At 41.7% G+C, this 20,576-nt stretch carries 18 protein-coding genes, 1 pseudogene and 1 other annotated feature; of the genes and pseudogenes, 1 reads left to right on the top strand and 18 read right to left on the bottom strand.

Annotated elements, in window-relative coordinates:
* Positions 1–25: 25 nt before the first annotated feature.
* The 11 genes from clpX to ilvE form a co-directional block, all read right to left on the bottom strand.
* Complete coding sequence (gene clpX, locus ACTJJQ_RS00315; RefSeq protein ID WP_017358145.1) at positions 26–1,291, bottom strand: ATP-dependent protease ATP-binding subunit ClpX; 1,266 nt, start codon at positions 1,289–1,291, stop codon at positions 26–28.
* A 251-nt stretch (positions 1,292–1,542) separates the two neighbouring features.
* A complete protein-coding gene (gene tig / locus ACTJJQ_RS00310; protein WP_017358146.1) occupies positions 1,543–2,817 on the bottom strand; it encodes a trigger factor in 1,275 nt (424 codons plus the stop codon).
* 240 nt (positions 2,818–3,057) lie between these two features.
* Positions 3,058–4,065, bottom strand: a complete 1,008-nt coding sequence (ddcA, locus tag ACTJJQ_RS00305) for a DNA damage checkpoint antagonist DdcA (RefSeq protein ID WP_035391221.1) — start codon at positions 4,063–4,065, stop codon at positions 3,058–3,060.
* A gap of 123 nt (positions 4,066–4,188) precedes the next feature.
* Positions 4,189–4,788 carry a 3-isopropylmalate dehydratase small subunit gene (gene leuD / locus ACTJJQ_RS00300; protein WP_008342843.1) on the bottom strand — a complete coding sequence of 200 codons (600 nt, stop codon included), beginning with the start codon at positions 4,786–4,788 and terminating at the stop codon, positions 4,189–4,191.
* A 15-nt stretch (positions 4,789–4,803) separates the two neighbouring features.
* Positions 4,804–6,219 (bottom strand): 3-isopropylmalate dehydratase large subunit, encoded by a 1,416-nt coding sequence (leuC, locus tag ACTJJQ_RS00295; protein WP_041090960.1) that lies wholly within the window; start codon positions 6,217–6,219, stop codon positions 4,804–4,806.
* A 42-nt stretch (positions 6,220–6,261) separates the two neighbouring features.
* Complete coding sequence (gene leuB, locus ACTJJQ_RS00290; protein WP_039166990.1) at positions 6,262–7,359, bottom strand: 3-isopropylmalate dehydrogenase; 1,098 nt, start codon at positions 7,357–7,359, stop codon at positions 6,262–6,264.
* 18 nt (positions 7,360–7,377) lie between these two features.
* Positions 7,378–8,931, bottom strand: a complete 1,554-nt coding sequence (locus ACTJJQ_RS00285) for a 2-isopropylmalate synthase (protein ID WP_008342850.1) — start codon at positions 8,929–8,931, stop codon at positions 7,378–7,380.
* Complete coding sequence (gene ilvC, locus ACTJJQ_RS00280; protein WP_007501581.1) at positions 8,918–9,946, bottom strand: ketol-acid reductoisomerase; 1,029 nt, start codon at positions 9,944–9,946, stop codon at positions 8,918–8,920. The genes ACTJJQ_RS00285 and ilvC overlap by 14 nt, the downstream gene beginning before the upstream one ends.
* 18 nt (positions 9,947–9,964) lie before the next feature.
* Positions 9,965–10,483 (bottom strand): acetolactate synthase small subunit, encoded by a 519-nt coding sequence (ilvN, locus tag ACTJJQ_RS00275; RefSeq protein ID WP_007501584.1) that lies wholly within the window; start codon positions 10,481–10,483, stop codon positions 9,965–9,967.
* Positions 10,480–12,204, bottom strand: coding sequence for an acetolactate synthase large subunit (gene ilvB / locus ACTJJQ_RS00270; protein WP_440599855.1), 1,725 nt, complete (start codon positions 12,202–12,204; stop codon positions 10,480–10,482). Before ilvB ends, ilvN begins: the two co-directional genes overlap by 4 nt.
* Before the next feature lie 122 nt (positions 12,205–12,326).
* Positions 12,327–12,574 (bottom strand) — a binding site (T-box leader).
* Positions 12,575–12,582: 8 nt separating this feature from the next.
* Positions 12,583–13,497: a branched-chain-amino-acid transaminase gene (gene ilvE / locus ACTJJQ_RS00265; RefSeq protein ID WP_144610602.1), complete on the bottom strand. Its 915-nt coding sequence runs from the start codon at positions 13,495–13,497 to the stop codon at positions 12,583–12,585.
* 432 nt (positions 13,498–13,929) lie between these two features.
* Here ilvE and ACTJJQ_RS00260 point away from each other — a divergent pair, with 432 nt between their 5' ends.
* Positions 13,930–14,973 carry a lactonase family protein gene (locus ACTJJQ_RS00260; RefSeq protein WP_193803779.1) on the top strand — a complete coding sequence of 348 codons (1,044 nt, stop codon included), beginning with the start codon at positions 13,930–13,932 and terminating at the stop codon, positions 14,971–14,973.
* A 195-nt stretch (positions 14,974–15,168) separates the two neighbouring features.
* Here ACTJJQ_RS00260 and ACTJJQ_RS00255 read toward each other — a convergent pair whose 3' ends face one another.
* The 7 genes and pseudogenes from ACTJJQ_RS00255 to ACTJJQ_RS00225 all read right to left on the bottom strand — a co-directional run.
* Positions 15,169–15,588, bottom strand: coding sequence for a YkvA family protein (locus ACTJJQ_RS00255; protein ID WP_008342863.1), 420 nt, complete (start codon positions 15,586–15,588; stop codon positions 15,169–15,171).
* Between the two features lie 95 nt (positions 15,589–15,683).
* A complete protein-coding gene (gene dltD, locus ACTJJQ_RS00250) occupies positions 15,684–16,850 on the bottom strand; it encodes a D-alanyl-lipoteichoic acid biosynthesis protein DltD (protein WP_048002087.1) in 1,167 nt (388 codons plus the stop codon).
* A complete protein-coding gene (gene dltC / locus ACTJJQ_RS00245; RefSeq protein WP_003216498.1) occupies positions 16,850–17,086 on the bottom strand; it encodes a D-alanine--poly(phosphoribitol) ligase subunit 2 in 237 nt (78 codons plus the stop codon). The genes dltD and dltC overlap by 1 nt, the downstream gene beginning before the upstream one ends.
* A gap of 21 nt (positions 17,087–17,107) precedes the next feature.
* Positions 17,108–18,292 carry a D-alanyl-lipoteichoic acid biosynthesis protein DltB gene (gene dltB, locus ACTJJQ_RS00240; RefSeq protein ID WP_440599854.1) on the bottom strand — a complete coding sequence of 395 codons (1,185 nt, stop codon included), beginning with the start codon at positions 18,290–18,292 and terminating at the stop codon, positions 17,108–17,110.
* On the bottom strand, positions 18,289–19,794 hold the full coding sequence (gene dltA, locus ACTJJQ_RS00235; protein ID WP_017367739.1) for a D-alanine--poly(phosphoribitol) ligase subunit DltA: 1,506 nt from the start codon (positions 19,792–19,794) through the stop codon (positions 18,289–18,291). Before dltA ends, dltB begins: the two co-directional genes overlap by 4 nt.
* A gap of 14 nt (positions 19,795–19,808) precedes the next feature.
* Positions 19,809–19,958 (bottom strand): teichoic acid D-Ala incorporation-associated protein DltX, encoded by a 150-nt coding sequence (locus ACTJJQ_RS00230; protein WP_024427820.1) that lies wholly within the window; start codon positions 19,956–19,958, stop codon positions 19,809–19,811.
* Between the two features lie 254 nt (positions 19,959–20,212).
* Positions 20,213–20,353: pseudogene (locus ACTJJQ_RS00225) on the bottom strand (Kelch repeat-containing protein); the annotation flags it as partial.
* Between the last annotated feature and the right edge of the window lie 223 nt (positions 20,354–20,576).

Raw genomic sequence — 20,576 nt, 5'->3', positions numbered from 1 at the left:
CGATTCAGGAGTCATTCAAATGGGCTTATGCTGATGTTTTTGTATCTTTATTCACGACTGTACCGTCTTTTAAGACAAGACGTGGCGGCTCACCATCAGCAACCGTTTCACCAGTAATGACACATTTCTCAATATCATCACGAGATGGAAGATCAAACATCACATCAAGCATGATGCCTTCAATGATGGAGCGAAGACCACGAGCTCCTGTTTTACGCTCAATTGCTTTTTTCGCAATTTCGCTAAGAGCATCTTCTTCAAACTCAAGCTCAACATCATCAAGCTCAAGCATTTTTGTATATTGCTTAACGAGCGCATTTTTAGGCTTCGTCAAGATTTCTACAAGTGCTTTTTCATCTAACGGCTCTAGGCTTGCAATAACCGGAAGACGACCGATGAATTCTGGGATTAAACCGAAGCGAAGTAAGTCTTCTGGCAGAACTTTTGATAGAAGGACTTCTTTTTCAAGATCTTCAATTTTATTTTCCGCACCGAATCCAATCACTTTTTGACCTAGGCGGCGTTTGATGATTTGCTCAATGCCGTCAAAGGCTCCACCACAAATGAAGAGGATATTTGTTGTATCAATTTGAATGAATTCTTGATGAGGATGTTTACGTCCACCTTGAGGCGGTACACTAGCGACTGTTCCTTCAAGAATTTTCAAAAGGGCTTGCTGTACACCTTCCCCAGATACATCACGAGTGATAGAAGGGTTTTCTGATTTTCTTGCTACTTTATCGATCTCATCGATGTAGATAATGCCTTTTTCAGCTTTTTCTACATCATAATCTGCTGCTTGGATCAGCTTTAGTAAAATATTCTCTACGTCTTCCCCAACGTAACCTGCTTCTGTTAAAGACGTCGCATCTGCAATCGCAAATGGAACATTTAAAATACGTGCAAGTGTTTGAGCAAGTAATGTTTTACCGCTTCCTGTAGGTCCAATCATAGAAATGTTACTTTTCGAAAGCTCAACATCATCAATCTTACTGTTGGAATTAATCCGCTTGTAATGGTTATAAACCGCTACAGCTAAGGATTTCTTCGCATTCTCTTGTCCGATGACATATTCATCAAGAATTTCCCGGATTTCATGAGGTTTCGGAACATCCTTGAATTCAACTTCTTCCTCAGTACCGAGCTCTTCTTCAACTATTTCCGTGCAAAGCTCGATACATTCATCACATATATATACGCCAGGTCCTGCGACCAGTTTACGCACTTGATCTTGCGTTTTTCCGCAAAACGAGCATTTTAATTGACCTTTTTCCTCGTTGAATTTAAACATTCTTTCACCCCTTATTCTTCTTCACTTGCCTGTAGCTAACAGTCAGCTACCCTTCTGGGTCCAGTATGTATGCATTTTACCATACTTTCCTAAAAGACGGTAATGATGTGTTTGTAACACTGCACATTGAGATATGTATGACAGAAAGATGCGACTTACACTATCGTTTCCAAAAGAAGCGATGATAAGTCAAAAATTGTACAAAACAAGGCACGAGTCACTCGCGCCCTGTTTTATTATTATGCACCATATTAACGGTTTTCTACAAGAAAATCAATTGCTTTACGAACTTTTAAATCTTCTTTCATTGCTTCAGTAGAACCGATCGCTTGTTTGATATTTTCAACTGGCATGTTGTATGCTTCAGCCATTTTTGAAAGTTCTTCTTCCACTTCTTCATCAGACACTTGTAGGTCTTCTGCAGCAGCAATTGCTTCAAGAGTAAGATTAGATTTTACGCGTTTAGCAGCATCTTCTTTCATTTGCTCTTTTAGCGCATCTTCATCTTGTCCAGAGAACTGGAAGTAAAGCTCAAGGTTCATCCCTTGCATTTGAAGACGTTGTTCGAATTCTTTCATCATGCGGTCTAGCTCAGTGTCAACCATCGCTTGAGGAACGTCAACTTCCGCATTTTCAGAAGCTTTTGCTACTAGTTCTTCACGAAGTTTGCCTTCTGCTTCGTTTTCTTTTGCTTCTTCAAGACGTTTCTTCGTTTTTTCAGTTAATTCAGCAATCGTTTCTACTTCTTCATCAACATCTTTAGCGAACTCATCGTCAAGTGCTGGAAGTTCTTTTGCTTTGATTTCATGAATTTTCACTTTGAATACAGCTGGTTTACCTGCAAGGTCTTCAGCATGATATTCTTCTGGGAATGTCACTTCAACGTCTTTTTCTGCACCTGCTTCAAGACCAACCAATTGCTCTTCGAAACCAGGGATGAATGAACCAGAACCTACTTCAAGAGAGTAGTTCTCAGCTTTTCCGCCTTCGAATGCTTCTCCATCAACGAATCCTTCGAAATCTAGAACAACTGTATCGCCGTTTTCGATTGCGCCTTCTTCTTTGACAACAAGCTCAGCTTGACGGTTTTGCATAGCTTTTAACTCTTCTTGGACATCTTCATCAGATACAGATGTGTCGTCTTTTTCTACGTTAAGACCTTTGTAGTCACCAAGTTTTACTTCTGGCTTCACTGTTACTTTTGCAGTGAAGATTAAGCTTTCGCCTTTTTCGATTTTCTCAACATCGATTTCAGGGCGGTCAACCGGCTCGATACCAGCTTCGTCGATTGCTTTCGGATATTCAACTGGAAGAAGAATATCTAGTGCATCTTGATAAAGAGATTCTACTCCAAAACGCTGCTCGAAAAGACCACGTGGTACTTTCCCTTTACGGAATCCAGGGATTGATACTTGCTTAACTACTTTCTTAAATGCATCATCAAGTGCTTTGTTAAATGTTTCAGCGTCAACTTCTACTGTTAAGACACCTTCGTTACCTTCTTGTTTTTCCCATTTTACTGACATGTGTGTTTCCCTCCAAAAATCTATTCAGATTGTGCGTTGTTACATTCTAAAGCATCATAAAGACTTCGTCCAATCAAAAACCACGCACTCCGCTAAAGAAGCGGTCTTATGTATACAACATTTGACTTGATTATACATAACGTCTTTCAACCGTTGGAATCTTACAACCGCACGATATATGCACAAATACAACCATTATATTATAACATAACAAGTCCGTCTTTCAACTAAATCGACAAATTACAAATAAGAAATTTCTTCAATATCTTTCAGCATTGTACAAGCTTCTCTCAGCTCTCGTTCGTTAAAATCATACAATAAATGCAATTCTTCGAGGTCAATCTCGATTCCATGCATTTCATAGCCGACTTTATGAAGTGCCGCAGCCCAAAGATTCGGATCCGTATATTTAGGAAGAAATGGATATAGCACAAATAAGTGCCGGCGCCATAACTCTTCAACCCCTTGGTAAAGGGTTGGGTTCTCATTGCCGAGAGTGTCATCGAGCTTTCGAAGGACTTGCTGAAGCAGTGGCATTTGCTCTGGCTTGACAGCCCCAGAAGGAACAAGCGTTAAAGAATCACCGAACTTCGTCACATGAACCGGCTTTGCCACATCATGATCTGACAGAAGTTGCAGGATCAATGATTTGACCAAAGGGTTTCCATCAGGCTTTTGTAGGATCGTATTTAATAGACCCATATGCGGCGTGATGTTTCGGTCTTTCAGCGAATGGATGAACTGCACCTGCTCTTCTGGCCGCTCGAGCATTTCATCTATATTGATTTCTCCGCTGCCTTCCTCGTCTTCATCTAAAATCTCTTCTGGTGATTCAATCATCTTTCTGCTAAATTCAAGCAGTTTATAAAAATGCTCCGCGCTTTCTGCTGGAAGGTGATTTTCTTCAAGGACAGCCTCAATTGTTTGTTTGACTTCCTCGTACTCTTTCAGCTGAATTAAGATGGTCATATATACTTGAAGCACAGTGAAATAGTGGCCATATCCTTCATGTAGCATCTTTTCACAGACTCGCTTTGCATCCTGCAGCTCACCAAGCTCTAGAAAACAAATCGCCATACCGAGATGAATATCGGATTCTTCATCGTCATCATACGATTTCGCTTCTGAAAATAAGTGAAGCGCCTCTTGATACTGTTTATCTTTTAATGCTGCCATTCCTTTTTCAATCAGTCTTTCTTTCAGACCAGGAAACAAAATGACATTATCTTTCTTCTTGTCATGTTTCATGCTTACGTTCCTTTCGGGCGCATATTTTTTATCAGTTTACCAACGAAGGTTAGTAAACACAAGTAACGAGAGGTTTTCATGCAAAAAAGAAGCCGTCACACCACGGGGACGGCTTCTCGTTGTTTATGCACGCAGCCAGCTGCTACGTTTTTCTTCAAATGCTTGAATCTCATCTTCTAGTAACAATGTTAATGAAATCTCATCATAGCCATTCAGGAGCATTTCTCTCCAGTGTGGATCTACATCGAAAGGAGTAACATTCCCTTCATGGTCTTGAATCTGTTGTTTTTCCAGATCAACTGTCATTTCATATCCTTTGTTTTCATATGATGCAGCAAACGTTTTCCACACATCATAATCAAGACGAATTGGAAGCATCCCGTTTTTAAAACAGTTTTGATGAAAAATATCGGCGAAAGATGGGGCAATGACAATTTTGAAACCATAATCATCAAGCGCCCAAGGCGCATGTTCCCTTGATGACCCGCAGCCAAAGTTTTCGCCTGCGATCAAAATAGAGGCTCCTTCATAAATCGGCTGATTGAGTTCAAAATCTGGATTCGGACTACCATCTGCTAAATATCGCCAGTCAAAAAAGGCAAATCGGCCATATCCTGTTCGTTCGATTCTTTTCAAAAACTGTTTCGGAATGATTTGATCTGTATCTACATTTATACGGTTAAGCACAGCGGCTTTTCCTTTATGAGTGACTAAAGGCTCCATCTATGACACAACTCCTTACACGACTGTTTTCTCTTGATTAAACTTCCTGACATCGACAAATCGGCCATGTATGGCAGCCATTGCAGCCATTGCCGGGCTGACAAGATGCGTTCTTGCACCCTTCCCTTGACGTCCCTCAAAGTTACGGTTTGATGTGGATGCACAGCGTTCACCTTCTGGCACCACATCGTTATTCATGCTGAGGCACATACTACAGCCAGATTCTCTCCATTCAAATCCTGCTTCTAGGAAAATTTTATGAAGACCTTCTTCTTCTGCTTGCAGTTTGACACTTTGTGAGCCGGGAACCACAATCGCTCTGACATGATCAGCTACTTTTTGTCCTTCAATCATAGAAGCGGCTTGGCGTAAATCAGTCATTCTTGAGTTCGTACATGAGCCAATAAACACATGCTCAATCGTAATATCTTCAATACGCTGATGTGGGTGAACCCCCATGTATTCATAAGCACGTTTTGCTTCTTTTTGGTCATCTTCTTGTGCAAAATCTTCAGGTCCTGGAATTGCTGCATCCACAGGGAGCACCATTCCTGGGTTAATTCCCCACGTGACCATTGGTGAAATATGATTTCCATCTAAAACAATGGTTTTATCATAGGTCGCACCCGGATCTGTTCTTAGTTCTTTCCATTCTTTTATCGCTGCTTCGAAATCTTCACCCTGCGGTGCGTATTTGCGTCCGCGGCAATATTCAAAGGTCACTTCATCAGGTGCGATCAATCCTGCTCTTGCGCCTGCTTCAATTGACATATTACAAACGGTCATCCGCTCATCCATTGACATGTTTCTGAATACTTCCCCAGTGTATTCAATGACATAACCTGAACCGAACTTCACGCCATGTGCGCCAATGACTGCTAAAATGACATCTTTGGCTGTTACCCCTTTTTGAAGCGTTCCGTCTACTCTAATTTCTAGTGTCTTCGGACGCTGCTGCCAAAGTGTTTGTGTGGAAAGCACATGCTCAACCTCACTTGTGCCAATCCCAAAGGCAAGTGCACCAAATGCGCCATGAGTAGATGTATGACTATCTCCACACACGATTGTTTTCCCCGGAAGTGTTAAACCAAGCTCTGGTCCAACGACATGAACAATTCCTTGGTCTACACTGTGAAGGTCAGCTAGACGGACCCCGAATTCAGCACAGTTGCGCTCTAGAGCACTGACTTGCTTCTTCGCAATCTCATCTTTGATCACAAATCGATTCACAGTCGGAATGTTGTGATCCATCGTCGCAAATGTGTTTTGTGGTCTTCGCACCTTGCGCCCTTTTTGTCTTAATCCTTCAAATGCTTGAGGTGACGTCACCTCATGCACCAAGTGCAGATCAATATATAAAAGGTCTGGTTTTCCCTCGCCATTTTTGACAACATGCTGATCCCATATTTTTTCGATGATTGTTCGAGGCATAACCCTTTTTCCTCCCTCTACCTAATTCAACAAGATTTCTATTTATACAATGGTTTTCGTACGTTGTTTGAGTGCATCTACAACGGCTTTCGTGATATCATCAGTCGTTTCATACGTTCCCTCTTTTGATGCTAGGTCCTTTGTTCGTTTGCCAGAGGCAAGAACGGCTTCCACAGCTGCTTCAATTGCAGCCGCTTCTTCTTCTAAAGCAAAGGATGTTCTAAGCAAGCTGGCTGCTGACAATATAGTAGCCAGAGGGTTTGCGACATTTTGCCCCGCAATATCGGGTGCTGAACCATGAATCGGCTCATATAAATGAAGGCCGGTGCTTGATAAACTAGCAGATGGCAGCATGCCGAGTGAGCCAGTAATCATAGATGCTTCGTCACTTAAAATGTCACCAAACATATTCTCTGTCACGATGACATCAAATTGAGCGGGCTTATAAATCAGCTGCATCGCGGCATTATCGACGAGCATGTGCTCATATGCGACATCTGGATATTGGGATGCAACTTCTTCTACCGCATCCCGCCATAGTTTACTCGAAGCGAGAACATTTGCTTTATCCACAGACGTTACTTTTTTCCGTCTCGTTAATGCCATGTCGAACGCTTCTTTTAATACACGAACAATCTCTTCCTTTGTATAAAGAAGTGTATCAACCGCAGCTTCTTTTCCTTCATCATCCGTGTAGCGCTCACTTGGTTCGCCAAAGTAGAGGCCTCCAGTTAATTCACGAACGATGACGAAATCTACTCCGCTAATGTGATCTTGTTTTAACGGTGAAGCCTCACTCAAGCTATCAAATACTTTGACAGGGCGGATGTTCGCAAATAAGTCCAGCTGCTTGCGAATGGAGAGCAAGCCTTTTTCTGGGCGAAGTTCTGGCGGGTTTTGATCCCACTTTGGTCCGCCAACGGCTCCTAATAAAATCGCATCTGCGCTTTTGCACACTTCTACTGTTTCTTTAGGGAGCGGATTGTTTTTTTCATCTATCGCTATACCGCCAATAAGAGCTGTTTCGAATTCAAATTCGTGTTGAAATTGAGCCGCTGTCTCTTTCAGGACAGCGACAGCTGATGTGACGACTTCCGGTCCGATTCCATCGCCGGGCAAAAGTGCAATTTTCTTTTTCATGAGTCCCTTCCTCCTTTCTTATGAGATGGCGTGATGTTTCTCAATTTCTATTAGGTTTGATTTAAAGATTAAATGTCTATTCACTGCATTGACGTAAGCTTTAGCCGATGCTTCCAGCACATCTTGCGCTACACCGCGTCCTGCTGTTTCTTTTCCTTCTATTGAAACAGTGACATATACTTCCGCTAGTGCGTCTCTGCCTTTTCCATTGGATTGAATGCGATAGTCTAGCAAATGAATTCTTTCCTCCATACAGCGCTCAAGCGTGTTGTACACAGCTTCTACACTGCCTGCACCTGTAGCTGCTTCTTGAATGACTTCCTGCGTTTCTTGATTTTTAAGAGAGACTGTTGCTGTCGGCATTTGCTCTGTTCCATAGTGAACTTGAAGACTTTCAAATTCATAGCCGATTTTCCGGTCTGCTACTTTTTCTTCTAATATAATAGAGATCAAATCATCATCTGTGATTTCTTTCTTCTTCTCTGTTAAGTTCTTAAACGTTTCGAAGAACTTATTGATTTCTTCTTCAGTCAATTTAAAGCCGAGTGTTTTTAAGCGGTCTTTAAACGCGTGTCTTCCGGAGTGTTTACCAAGGACAAGCACATCTGTTGTGACGCCTACAAGCTCTGGAGAGATAATTTCATAGGTTGTTTTTTCTTTGAGGAATCCATCTTGGTGAATACCTGATTCATGAGCAAATGCATTGTTTCCAACGACTGCTTTATTACGCGGTACAATCATACCTGAGTATTTGCTCACTACATCACTTGTGCGCTTAATTTCATTCAACTGAATGGTTGATTCGACTTGGTAAAAGTCTTTGCGAATATGAAGGGCAACTGCAATTTCTTCTAAAGCAGCATTTCCTGCGCGCTCTCCAATACCGTTGACAGCTGTTTCAATTTGATCTGCTCCGTTTTCAATGGCAGCAAGTGAGTTCGCTACAGCCATTCCTAAATCATCATGACAGTGTGCTGACAAGATGACTTGATCGATATTTGGAACGTGTTCCTTCATATATTTAAAGATATTTCCGTACTCTTTTGGTGCTAGGTATCCAACAGTGTCAGGTAAGTTAATGACACTTGCGCCTGCGTCGATCACTTTTTCTACAATTTCTGCTAGGAAAGAAAGATCTGTCCGGCATGCATCTTCTGCTGACCACTGAACAACTGGGAAGCGCTCTTTCGCATATTTCACCATTGAAACAGCTTGTTCAACCACTTCTTCTCGTGTTTTCTTTAGTTTATGCTTGAGGTGAATGTCAGAAGTCGCAATAAAGACGTGTATTCTTGGTTGAGCTCCATCTTTTAATGCGTCCCATGCAGCATCAATGTCACCTTTCACACATCGTGCAAGTCCTGCAACTGAACAGTTCTTAATCGTTCTTGCAATTTCTTGTACGCCTAAGAAATCCCCTCGGGATGAAGCGGGAAAACCCGCTTCAATAATATTAACCCCAAGGCGCTCAAGCTGCTTAGCAATGATTAGCTTTTCTTGTGCATTTAAGTTCACTCCTGGTGATTGCTCTCCATCTCGAAGTGTTGTGTCAAAAAAATTAATTTTTCGCACCGACGCTCACCGCTTCCTTTTTCTTTCCTTGTTTAACGAAAGGCATCATTTCACGAAGCTTTCTTCCGACGATTTCAATTTGGTGCTCATTTTCATTTGCATTGATTGCATTGAAACGTGGACGATTCACTTGGTTTTCAACAATCCATTCTTTCGCGAATGTTCCGTTTTGGATGTCAGTCAAGACTGCTTTCATTGATTCTTTTACTTTTGCATCCACAACGCGTGGTCCTGATACGAAGTCACCCCATTGCGCTGTATCAGAGATTGAATATCTCATACCTTCTAATCCTTCTTCATACATAAGGTCAACGATCAATTTCAGTTCATGCAGACACTCGAAGTATGCAAGCTCTGGCTGATAACCAGCTTCTGTTAATGTTTCAAAACCTGCTTTTACTAATGAAGTAAGACCTCCACAAAGAACTGCCTGCTCACCGAATAGATCCGTTTCTGTTTCTTCTTTAAATGTTGTTTCAAGAACGCCCGCTCTTGCTCCACCGATTGCTTTTGCATAAGCAAGTGCTTTGTCTTTCGCTTGACCAGATACGTCTTGATAGATAGCAAATAGTGCAGGTACACCAGCGCCTTGCTCATATGTTCTTCTGACAAGATGTCCTGGACCTTTTGGAGCCACAAGATACACATCTACGTCACTTGGAGGAACAATTTGATGGAAGTGAACGTTGAATCCGTGTGCGAATACAAGTGAGTTACCTGCTTCTAATTGATCTTTGATTTCTTCATCATATACTTTCTTTTGCTGCTCATCTGGAAGTAATACCATGACGACATCTGCTTGTGCTGCTGCTTCTTTTACTGTGAATACTTGATGACCGTCTTCTTGTGCTTTTGTATAAGATCCGCCTTTTCTTACGCCGACAATGACATCTACGCCGCTCTCTTTTAAGTTCAATGCATGTGCATGACCTTGTGATCCGTAACCAATGATAGCTACCTTTTGACCGTTTAATACGTTTTCTTGAATATCACCGTTATAATATACTTTTACCATTTGACTCTCTCCTTTTGTTTAGACAATTGAAATTGTTTTATTTGTTTGCGGCTTTTGCTGATTATCTCTCGCAAAGGCCGTGGTGCCAGTTCTGGCGACTTCTTTAATGCCGTATGGCTTAAGTAATTCAATGAGTGCTTCAATTTTTGAAGACTCACCTGTCACCTGAATGACGACACTTTCTCTGCTCACATCTACAATAGAAGCTCTAAACGGTTCAATGACACCCGTGATCTCCATTCTAGATGCTGGTGCAGATACGACTTTTATCAAAGCCAGCTCTCGCTGAACGATTGATTGGTTTGTAATGTCTGTTACTTTCAGAACATCGATTTGTTTGTTCAGCTGTTTTGTCAGCTGTTCGATGTCTTTCTCCTGGTCTACATGGACGACGAACGTGATGCGTGATACATCTTGAATCTCAGAATGGCCGACCGTAATGCTTTCAATGTTGTAGTGTCTTTTCGTAAAAAGGCCTGTGATTCTGTTCAGTACGCCTGATCGATTTAATACAGTCAACACAATAATTCTTTTCAAGGTTTCACCCCCACCATCTCATGAAGTCCTTTCCCCGGTGCTACCATCGGGAATACTTTCTCATCTCTCGCTACATTGACATCGATGAAAACAGGCTCTCTAGACGTTAATGCTTCTTCTAGCTTTTCTTGCGCCTCTTCGTCTGATGAGATTCTGATCCCTTTAATGCCATAAGCTTCAGATAATTTCACGAAGTCTGGCTGCTCTGAAAATTTAGAATGTGAGTAGCGTTCTTCGTAAAAAATTTCTTGCCATTGTCTTACCATTCCAAGACTGTGATTATTGAGAACAATCACTTTCACTGGAAGGTTCAGCTCACGGATAACGGCAAGTTCTTGCAGGGTCATTTGGAAACCTCCGTCTCCTAAAATCGCTACAACCGTTGCCTCTTGATCAGCTAGCTGCGCGCCAATCGCTGCCGGTAAACCAAATCCCATTGTGCCAAGCCCACCAGATGTCACCCATTTATCGGCATTTTCAAATGGATAGAACTGTGCAGCCCACATTTGGTGCTGTCCGACATCAGTTGCCACAATGGCTTCACCTTTTGTGAATTGATGAATGTATTCAATCAGCTTTTGAGGTTTAAAACCTTCAGCTTCGTTTTCAACGTACCAGAGTGGATATTCTTCCCTCCACTGATTTAGCTGGCTCTTCCACTCGTCTGATTCACCTTGTTTCCCGTCCTGTTTGATCAGTTCTTGAAGCACTAGCTTACTGTCACCAACAACTGGGATATGGGTGTGAATGTTTTTACCAATTTCTGCTGGGTCGATGTCAATATGAGCCACCTTCGCATGCTTTGCAAAATGATTGAGGTTGCCGGTTACCCTGTCATCAAATCTCGCTCCGATTGAAATGAGTAAGTCACATTGATGTAGTGCCATGTTCGCTGCATATGTGCCGTGCATACCCGCCATTCCTAGGAAAAGAGGATGCTTTGCTGGGAATCCACCAAGCCCAAGCAATGTATGAGCGACAGGGATTTGCTGCTGCTCTACATATTGCCTTAATTCTTCCGACGCTTTGCCGTGAAGAACGCCAGCTCCTGCTAGAATAACTGGTTTCTTTGCTCTGCTTACAGCTTCTACTAACTTGCGAATTTGCAAATAATTCGGCTCAATTTTCGGCTGATAACCAGGCAAGTCGATTGGCTGATCGTATTCAAATGTCCCTTCAATGCCAGCGACATCTTTTGGAATATCAATCAAGACTGGACCAGGTCTGCCGGTTGTTGCGATGTGAAATGCCTCTTTAATGACACCCGGTAACTCTTCTGGACGTCTCACTTGATAGCTGTGTTTTGTGATTGGCATTGTGATACCAAGTACATCTGCTTCTTGGAAAGCATCTGATCCAATGACTGAGGTTGCCACCTGTCCAGTGAAGATAACCATAGGTAGTGAATCAATCATCGCATCTGCAATTCCTGTGACTAGGTTGGTTGCCCCCGGTCCTGATGTGGCAATAACAACGCCTGGTTTACCAGATACTCTTGCGTATCCCTCCGCTGCGTGAATCGCTCCTTGCTCATGTCTTGGCAGGACATGAAATAAACCAGAATCGTAAATTTTATCGTAGATCGGTAAAACGGCTCCGCCAGGATAACCAAAAATGACTTCTACTTTTTCTCTTTTGAGTGCTTCAATTAACATGAGTGCACCGTTCATCGTTTGTGGTGCATTTGATTTTTCCGTCTCCATTTGTACATTTGTCCCCATTTGATTTCCTCCTCTTTGTCTTGCTTCAGTCAAGTCCTTTCACCCTTTTCCATTCAAGATAGAGATATGAGACCATATAAAAAAGCCTTCTCACCCCACAATGACACTACTTTTCACTAGGTCAAAGGGGCGAAAAAGCTTTGTTTTTCGCGGTACCACCCTTGTTCACGGCAAATCATGCTGCCGTCTCATGGACATCTTTCATCCATTTTGGTAACGAGTGATGCAATGTCACTCGGTCTGCCCTACTATCATTTCAAGCAGACACTCAGAGGTGAGTTCACTTTAGAAAGTAACACCGGTTTCCAGCTAGCACCGGCTCTCTGTAGATACTGACTCTAAAGCTACTAGTCCTCTTCAACGTTTATCGATATCTATTTAGCTTGCGTGAATGTTCTCATCGGTAAAGACTACTTTTTCTCCTTCTTCAACGACTCGCTCGCGGAATTGTTCAAGAAGTTTGTTTGTGTGGAACCCTGGCTTTCCTTCGCCAATGATACGACCGTCAACTTTTACAACAGCAATGACTTCGGCAGCGGTTCCTGTCAGGAAGACTTCTTCAGCTGTATACACATCATGTCTTGTGAAAGGTTCTTCTTTCACTTCGTAGCCTAAGTCTTCTGCAATCTCCATGATGGCATTTCTTGTGATGCCTTCAAGAGCGCCGATATAACCTGGCGGTGTATAGAGCTTACCTTTTTTATAAATAAACACATTGTCTGCAGAACCTTCTGCCACGTACCCTTGATCGTTCAGCATCAGCGCTTCACTCACACCGGCCATATGGGCTTCGATTCGGACAAGAATGTTATTCAAATAGTTTAATGATTTCACTTTTGGACTTAGTACGTCAGGACGATTTCGCCTTGTCGGTACTGTCACAATATCAATACCTGTTTCATATAGGTGCTTTGGAAAGATGGCCAGCGGCTCTACAATGATCACTGTGTTGGCTCTCCCGCAGTTGTTTGGATCTAAGCCAAGATCACCGGCTCCTCTTGAGACAACAAGGCGGATATAGGCATCTTTTAGGCCGTTCCTTTCAACTGTATGAATCATTTTTTCAGTGAGCTCCTCAAGTGAATATGGAATGTTCAGCATAATCGATCTAGCGGAATCATACAGGCGATCTAAGTGTTCTTTCATTCGAAAGATATTTCCGTTATATACACGTATTCCTTCGAACACACCGTCACCATATAAGAAGCCATGATCATAAACTGAAATTTTCGCATCCTCTTTTTTCACGAGTTCATCGTTTAAAAAGATCCACTGTTCCTTTTGGTCTTCCATCTTCAGTGAGCACCCTCTCTTTCAAACAAAAAGTAGTTGAATTTTCAGACACTTTATATTGAAGTGTCTCACGCTTACTCTGCGTGTCTGTTTGCTTTTGTTGAACCCATCTTACGCCGCTTTCCATACAGTGTCAACAGCATTTTTAAAATTATTAGACAATTTAGACTAATCAAAATAAAATGTATACGCTTACACCTTTGCTAGACAAGGAATGAAAAAACTTAAAATTTTTTGTATTTTTTCTTCAATTTATTTACTCTACATGAACGGTTTTCTTTTGAACAAGCTTTTGTGATATTTTTTCACATGGTTTTTGAAGAATATTGTGAGATTTCATTGCGTTTGTTTTTTCCTTCAGCATGCCTTTCTAAAGCGTTTTCCTATGAATTTGTGATAGAATGAGAGCATCTAATAGAAGGAGGGCAATACATGGCTAACATCAGAGGTTATATCGGAACGTATACAAAGGGAGACAGCAAAGGAATCTATTCTTTTACTTTAAATACGGACAAGCAGCAGATTGAACAAGTAGAAGTGGCTGCCGAACTTGAAAATCCTACATATTTAACTGTCTCAGATTCTCAAAAGTTTGTGTATGCTGTTGTGAAAGAAGGAGCACAGGGCGGGCTTGCTGCGTATCAAATTGATGCCGACACCGGCGCACTTCGTTTCATCAACCAAGAGCTTGCCGATGGGGCTTCTCCTTGTCACGTCAGCGTGGACAGCCAAACGAAAACGGCGTTTACAGCAAACTATCATAAAGGAACAGCAGAGATGTACGAAATTGATGCTGAAAACGGCTCAGTGATCCGCACGCTGTCACAAGCGCAGCATGAAGGCACTGGACCAAACGAAGACCGTCAAGAAAAACCGCACACTCACTTTATGGGTTTGACACCTGATGAACAATTTGCAGTGGCTGTTGACCTTGGCACAGACGGAATTTATACGTATAAGAAAGAAAACGGCAAACTTGAGCTTGCCCATACATTTGAAACAAAACCAGGCAGCGGCCCTCGTCATATCACATTCCACCCAACGAAACCTGTGGCCTATGTGATGACAGAGCTCAGCTCAGAGGTCATTGTGCTTCGTTACTTTGAAGATGGTCATTTCGAAGAGATCCAAACGATCGCAACCATTCCTAATGACTTCACAGAGAATAATCAAGGCAGCGCCATTCATGTGTCTTCTGACGGTCAATTTGTGTATGCAGGAAATCGTGGACATGACAGCATTGCCATTTTCAAAGCAGATCATGATGGCAAACTAAGCCTTGTCGACATTGCTTCATCTGAAGGAAATTGGCCTAGAGACTTTGTCCTTGATCCAACAGAAGAATTTCTCGTCGGCTCAAACCAAGAATCTAGCACCCTTGTGTTATACAAACGTGACAAGGAAACGGGACGACTCACTGTCTTACAATCAGACATCACCGTTCCGCATCCGGTTTGCGTGAAATTTTTAGGATAATGAAAAAAACCTCCGTTTAGGAGGCAATAGATTGTTGACAAAGGGCTAAAATGAACTTTATTTTAGCCCTTTGTCTTTTTTTCAGCGTAGTTGAAAAACCTTGAAGTCTAGGAAGAACAAGTACCGGAGCGCAGGACTGACAAAGAATGCGAGGGTTTGTCTGCACGCTGAAGCCCCTGTTTAGGAGGCTTTTCTTTAAGCAGACGGCATACCGCCATCTTCAAGCTTTTGATCAATGAAAGACGTATCGCTTTTTTCACCGAACCATTTTCCCAGCCTGTCTTTCGCTTTTCCCTTGACATCGTCATCAATGTACATTGCGACTTGAAGCAGAGCAAATGTGATGGCGCCTAGATCATCTGTGTAGCCGATCCCCACCAATGTATCAGGGATCAGGTCAATCGGAAGGATAAAGTACCCTAGCGCCCCAATGATGAGGGTCTTCGCTTTAACCGGTACTTCGGGTTTTTGCAATGTATAATAAAGTAATAACACAGCATAAACAAGAGAAACTCCAGCTTTTTGTGCCGTCTTTTTTAACTTTTCCCAAAAGGCATGATCATTAAAATGCTTCTTTGAACGCTTTAATAGTTCTTTTTTCTCAGAACGATTCATCGTATCGCCTCCATATTCAGCATAGCCCTTCCACCTTATTTATACAAGAAATCCACTCATTCGACAAACAAAAAGCAGCAGAAAGCTGCTGCGTTCTACTGCTCTTTGTAAAATTTTTCGATCGCCTTATCGATGTATACCCATCCTTTATACGACACATGAATCGTATCCTTAAAGAAATATGGGTCATACTCATGCGAAGTCAAATCTGCGACTTCATACCCATTATCTCGAATTTGACGATTGATTTTTTGATAATAATCTGTACGCCCCTCTTTCGGAAAACCAGTGTAATCATACCATTTTCCGTTGACGGGAATCGTCACAAATAAAGGCTTCGCCCCTGCCTGTTTTAAAATATCCAGCATGATCTGGAAATCTTTATATTCAGGTGATGCTGCATAAGAATTGTCACGACGAGAATCCTTCATCTTTTTCATGATCGGCTTCAGCTTACGATCAAACAGTCTCTGATCAATATAAAACGGGTTGTCCCCTGCTTTTTCGGATCCTAAGACGCTCGCTTCTTTTTCAAGCTCAGTCCATGTTTTCCCTTTCACTGAAGGAGACGGACGATGCTTGCGCTCATGCCCAGACCCGATCGTATAGTACATGTCTTTCTTTTGAAGCATGCCATAATACATTTTTGCAATAGGAGAAATCGCGCCATAAGCGAATTTGTTCCCAGAAAGCTCTGCTTTAAAAAGCTCTGTGATGACCATGTCGTTCTTTACTGCCTTAAACTTCATGATTCTTTTGATGAGCTTTTTTTTCACAGCTGGATCAATTTCTTTATTATAAGCAAGATCAAGCGCCTGAAGCGCTGAATAGTTAGGAGCAAAGTGATTCTCGTCTGATCCCCCTTTGACAAACCACTGCGGGGACACGATAAACACAAGCTTTTTCCCTTTTAATTCATTCATATGCGCTGCAAAGTTCATGGCATGAATTAATGATTGCGATCCACCTTTTCCAACAAGATAAGGTGTAAACCCTTGAGGATTTTCATGAAAGAAATTCGAAGGGTGATATGGATCAAAACGGGATAGTTCAGAAGATCCATAGATCGGTAAATAAGTTGGATCTTTTAGCATTTCATCTTGTAAATAAAGCCCTTGGAACATCCCTGGATCTAATTCTGTGGCTGACTTTTGTAATTTGTCTTTTGGGATCAGATGTGAGAGCCATGCATTTGGTACAAGAAGAACACCAATGAATAGAACAGCCGCTAAAATAAGCGGCCCAAAAAAACGCTTTTTCATTACTTCATCTCTGCCAGCTGCTCAGCAATGTGATTCGGTGTATCCCACACATCACGATCAAACTCTGTAATCGGAACAGTAATTCCAAGTTGACTTTCAATTGCCATAAGTAGTTCTACTGTACCAAATGAATCTAGAAGGCCTTCGTCAAAAATTGCAATCTCTGGATTTTCTTTCACAACGTCGTCCTGACAAACTTCTGCAATAATACCGTATACTTGATTTTTAAATTCCATAATTCTCTACTCCCTTAATCATTAATGATGAAATGGTTTTCCTGAAAAAATATAAAATCCGAAACAAATCACATGGAATGTAATAATGATCGACACTACCATTGTGACCTTATTATCCGGCCACCACTTGTGCTTTTTATTCCACTTCTCAAATAAATTGTAACCGGACATCACAACTGCATGGTATAGTCCGTAAATAATGTATTGAAGGGCGAGACCATGCCAAGCACCCATCAATAGAAAGAGGACAAAGTACCCAATATTTGATACAGCCATTCGGTTCTTGATCCACTTCTTCTTTGTCATAAAGAACACAAATCTCATAAACACATAATCTCTGAACCAGAAGGATAGCGACATGTGCCAGCGATTCCAGAAGTCTTTAATATTACGGCTGATAAACGGTTTATTAAAGTTTTCTGGTGATTTAATGCCCATGATATAACTCACACCTACAGCAAATGCTGTATATCCAGCAAAGTCAAAGAACAAATACATACTGTACGCATACATATACGTTAACTGTTGAACAAAGTGACTGCTACTAATGTGATGAATATTCATGAGAATATATGTGTGAATGAGATAACCAATAATGAACTTATATAAGAACCCAATAAAAATTTTATGAATCCCTGCATATAGAAGGTCACTGTACGCTTCTTTTTCATGCGGTGTATCCATATCCTTTTCAAACCGGCGATAACGATCGATTGGACCTGATGAAATCGTCGGGAAAAAGACGATGAAATAGACCAAACGGTGAATCGGGATTTTCTTTTTAATCAAGCCGTCTCTTGTCTCGATAACTAGCTGAACACCTTTAAATGTTAAGTACGAGATCCCCAAAAAGCTCAGCCAGTTCATTGGCGGCGGTTGATGCGGCTGATGAGTTAAAAAGAACGGTAAAACCTTTGATAGTACAAGCGGCAAAATCGATGCCACCACTGCCATATAGAAGACAGACGCACGGTTCGCCTTCAGCCGGTACGCAAGGTATAGGCGGATGATCAAGACTTGCCACACTGTAAACAAGAACAGCAACAAAGCGCCATGTGCATCCTTTGAGAAAATAAGCGCGAGTGCCACAACCGTTGCAAACATGTTGTAGCCCTGCATTCTTTTGCCGCGTAGACCAAGAATCATCGTCGGCAAAAGAAGAATACCAATTAGAATGAAGAAAAAGAATGAACTAAACGGGATCATAGAAGAACCTCTTTCGCGATTCTTTTACGGTCAACCTTCCCGTTTGGCGTCATGTACAGCTGCTCAAGATAAACAAACTTTCTTGGAATCATGTACGCAGGAAGTGAATCCGCCATTTCTTTCTTAATCGCACTTGTCAGCTGATATTCTTTTTCAAAGGAATGCGCTGCTGGAACAATGGCTGCAATCAAGTACTCCACATGACCGTTTGGCTGGAATGGCACAATCACACAAGCATTGACATACGTTGTCTCGCTCACATGATATTCAATTTCTTCAAGCTCCATCCGGTATCCATGTAGCTTAATTTGATAGTCCAGACGACCGTGGCACGTAATCAAACCATCCTGCGCCACACCTGCGTCACCTGTGCGGTAAGCAGGGCGTCCTTCGTATTCAAAGAACACTTTATCCGTTAAGGCTTGTTCACCTAAGTAGCCTCTCGTGACGCTTGGCCCCACGATGACAATTTCCCCTTTTTCCCCATCAGGGAGTGTCTTGCCTTCTTCATCTAATATGACGATTTCTGTATCCGGTTTGGCATAACCCACTGGTAAAGAATCGTGCTGATCAAGAATCTCCTGCGTGACTTCAATCGATGTAATTGCAACAGTTGCTTCAGTTGGACCATACGTATTAAAGACCTGCGCCTTAGGAAAACGCTCAAGAAGCGCGCTTGCTACAGAGACAGGAAGTGCCTCTCCGCAGAACAAGAAAACTTTCAACTCTGGTAAAAGCTCCCCTGTAAAGGAAGGATCCATTAAGCACATTTGGACAAAGGAAGGTGTTGATGTCCACACTTCAACGTCAGATTGACCAAGCGCTGCAAACATATCCTTTGGCTTATTCACAAGATCTTTCACTAAACAGTACAGCGTGCCGCCTGATTGAAGCGCTGGATATAGATCCATCACTGATAAGTCAAAAGAAAATGGTGCTTGATTTAAGAATGTGCGCCCCTCACCAATTGGGAAGTCTCTGCACATCCACTCTGTAAAGCTTTCTAAATTGCTGGCTGTTACCTGAACGCCTTTCGGTTTTCCGGTACTGCCAGACGTATAAATAATGTAGAAAACATCATCTTGTTGAACCCACTGCGTGGATGGCGGTGCTTCTTTTTCAAGCGATAACAGCGATGCCGCACTCTTTACTTCAATGTGTTCTTCTACATCTAATACATTCTGCTCATTTGCACAAATCAATAGACTCGCTTTTGAGCTTTCAATAATTGAGACGATACGTTCAGCAGGTATTGAAATGTCGACCGGAATATAGGGTCTGCCTGATTTCACAGTGCCTAAGAAAGAAATCAGCATCTCTGGCTCCATATGACCGTAGACAATGACAGGTGCACTGTCAGTTGCGACTGTATCAATCGCACCAGCCATTTGGTCTGATAGACGCCAAAGCTCATCATATGTGATCGAAGCATGTTGAGAAACAAATGCTGGCTGTGTCGGTTTCGTTTGTTGGTATTCATGAATCGTGTGTAATAGTTTCATAGTTTAATCTCCAATTAAAAATCGTTGTAAATGAATGATCCCGTATTTGCTGTATGGAATCCGTAAATAAAGAACAATAATAGCAAAATAAGTAAGTAAAAGCTTGTATATCCTATCCATTTTACAGACTTATTTTCTGATAGCTTTTTGAATAGCATATTGATAACCTCTTTTCTTTTGACACTTATAAAGACGCATGGATCATCAAAAGAGTTTCATATCAAAACATAAAAATTTTAAGAATTGATGAAAAAAAGATGTCCAAAGTATGAACGTGTCTTCGGGCAAAGCTGTCTTATTGTAACAAAGATTTAATGTAATTGAAATGAAATGGAAGCTTAAATTTGCCTTAAAATTGGTGAAAACTGTCGAACAAACGCAAAAGCCACCTAGTTTGACTAGATGGCTTTGATGTTATTTACTTTTTATATTTATTCACTTCGAACATGAGAATGTTGTTGAATACCACATAGTCCTTTTTACTTTCAAAAGGACCTTTGTTGTTGTCATGCTCATCAATTTCATAAAACCCAGGACCTTCGCCGGCATCTCGCTTTTTGCCAGGATGGAAAGGTCAAATTACTTCAGCAGTGTGTTGACCAATCTAGTATTTAGAGCTCTAGCACTCACTACTTTTTTCCTATTCATTACAATTTTTTATATTGTTAAAATAAACATACTTATTTGAAAAGGGAGTGAACCTTTCTGGGCAAGATACTTGATGCAAAAGCACTAACCAGTGCCATGGATACAAGGGCAAAACACTATCAGGAACTCCGCGA

This window comes from Bacillus sp. 22483 (assembly GCF_052044605.1).
Taxonomy (GTDB): Bacteria; Bacillota; Bacilli; order Bacillales; family Bacillaceae; genus Bacillus; species Bacillus altitudinis.
Note: the sequence above shows the minus strand (reverse complement) of the source record. Positions and strands in the feature narration are given on the sequence as shown.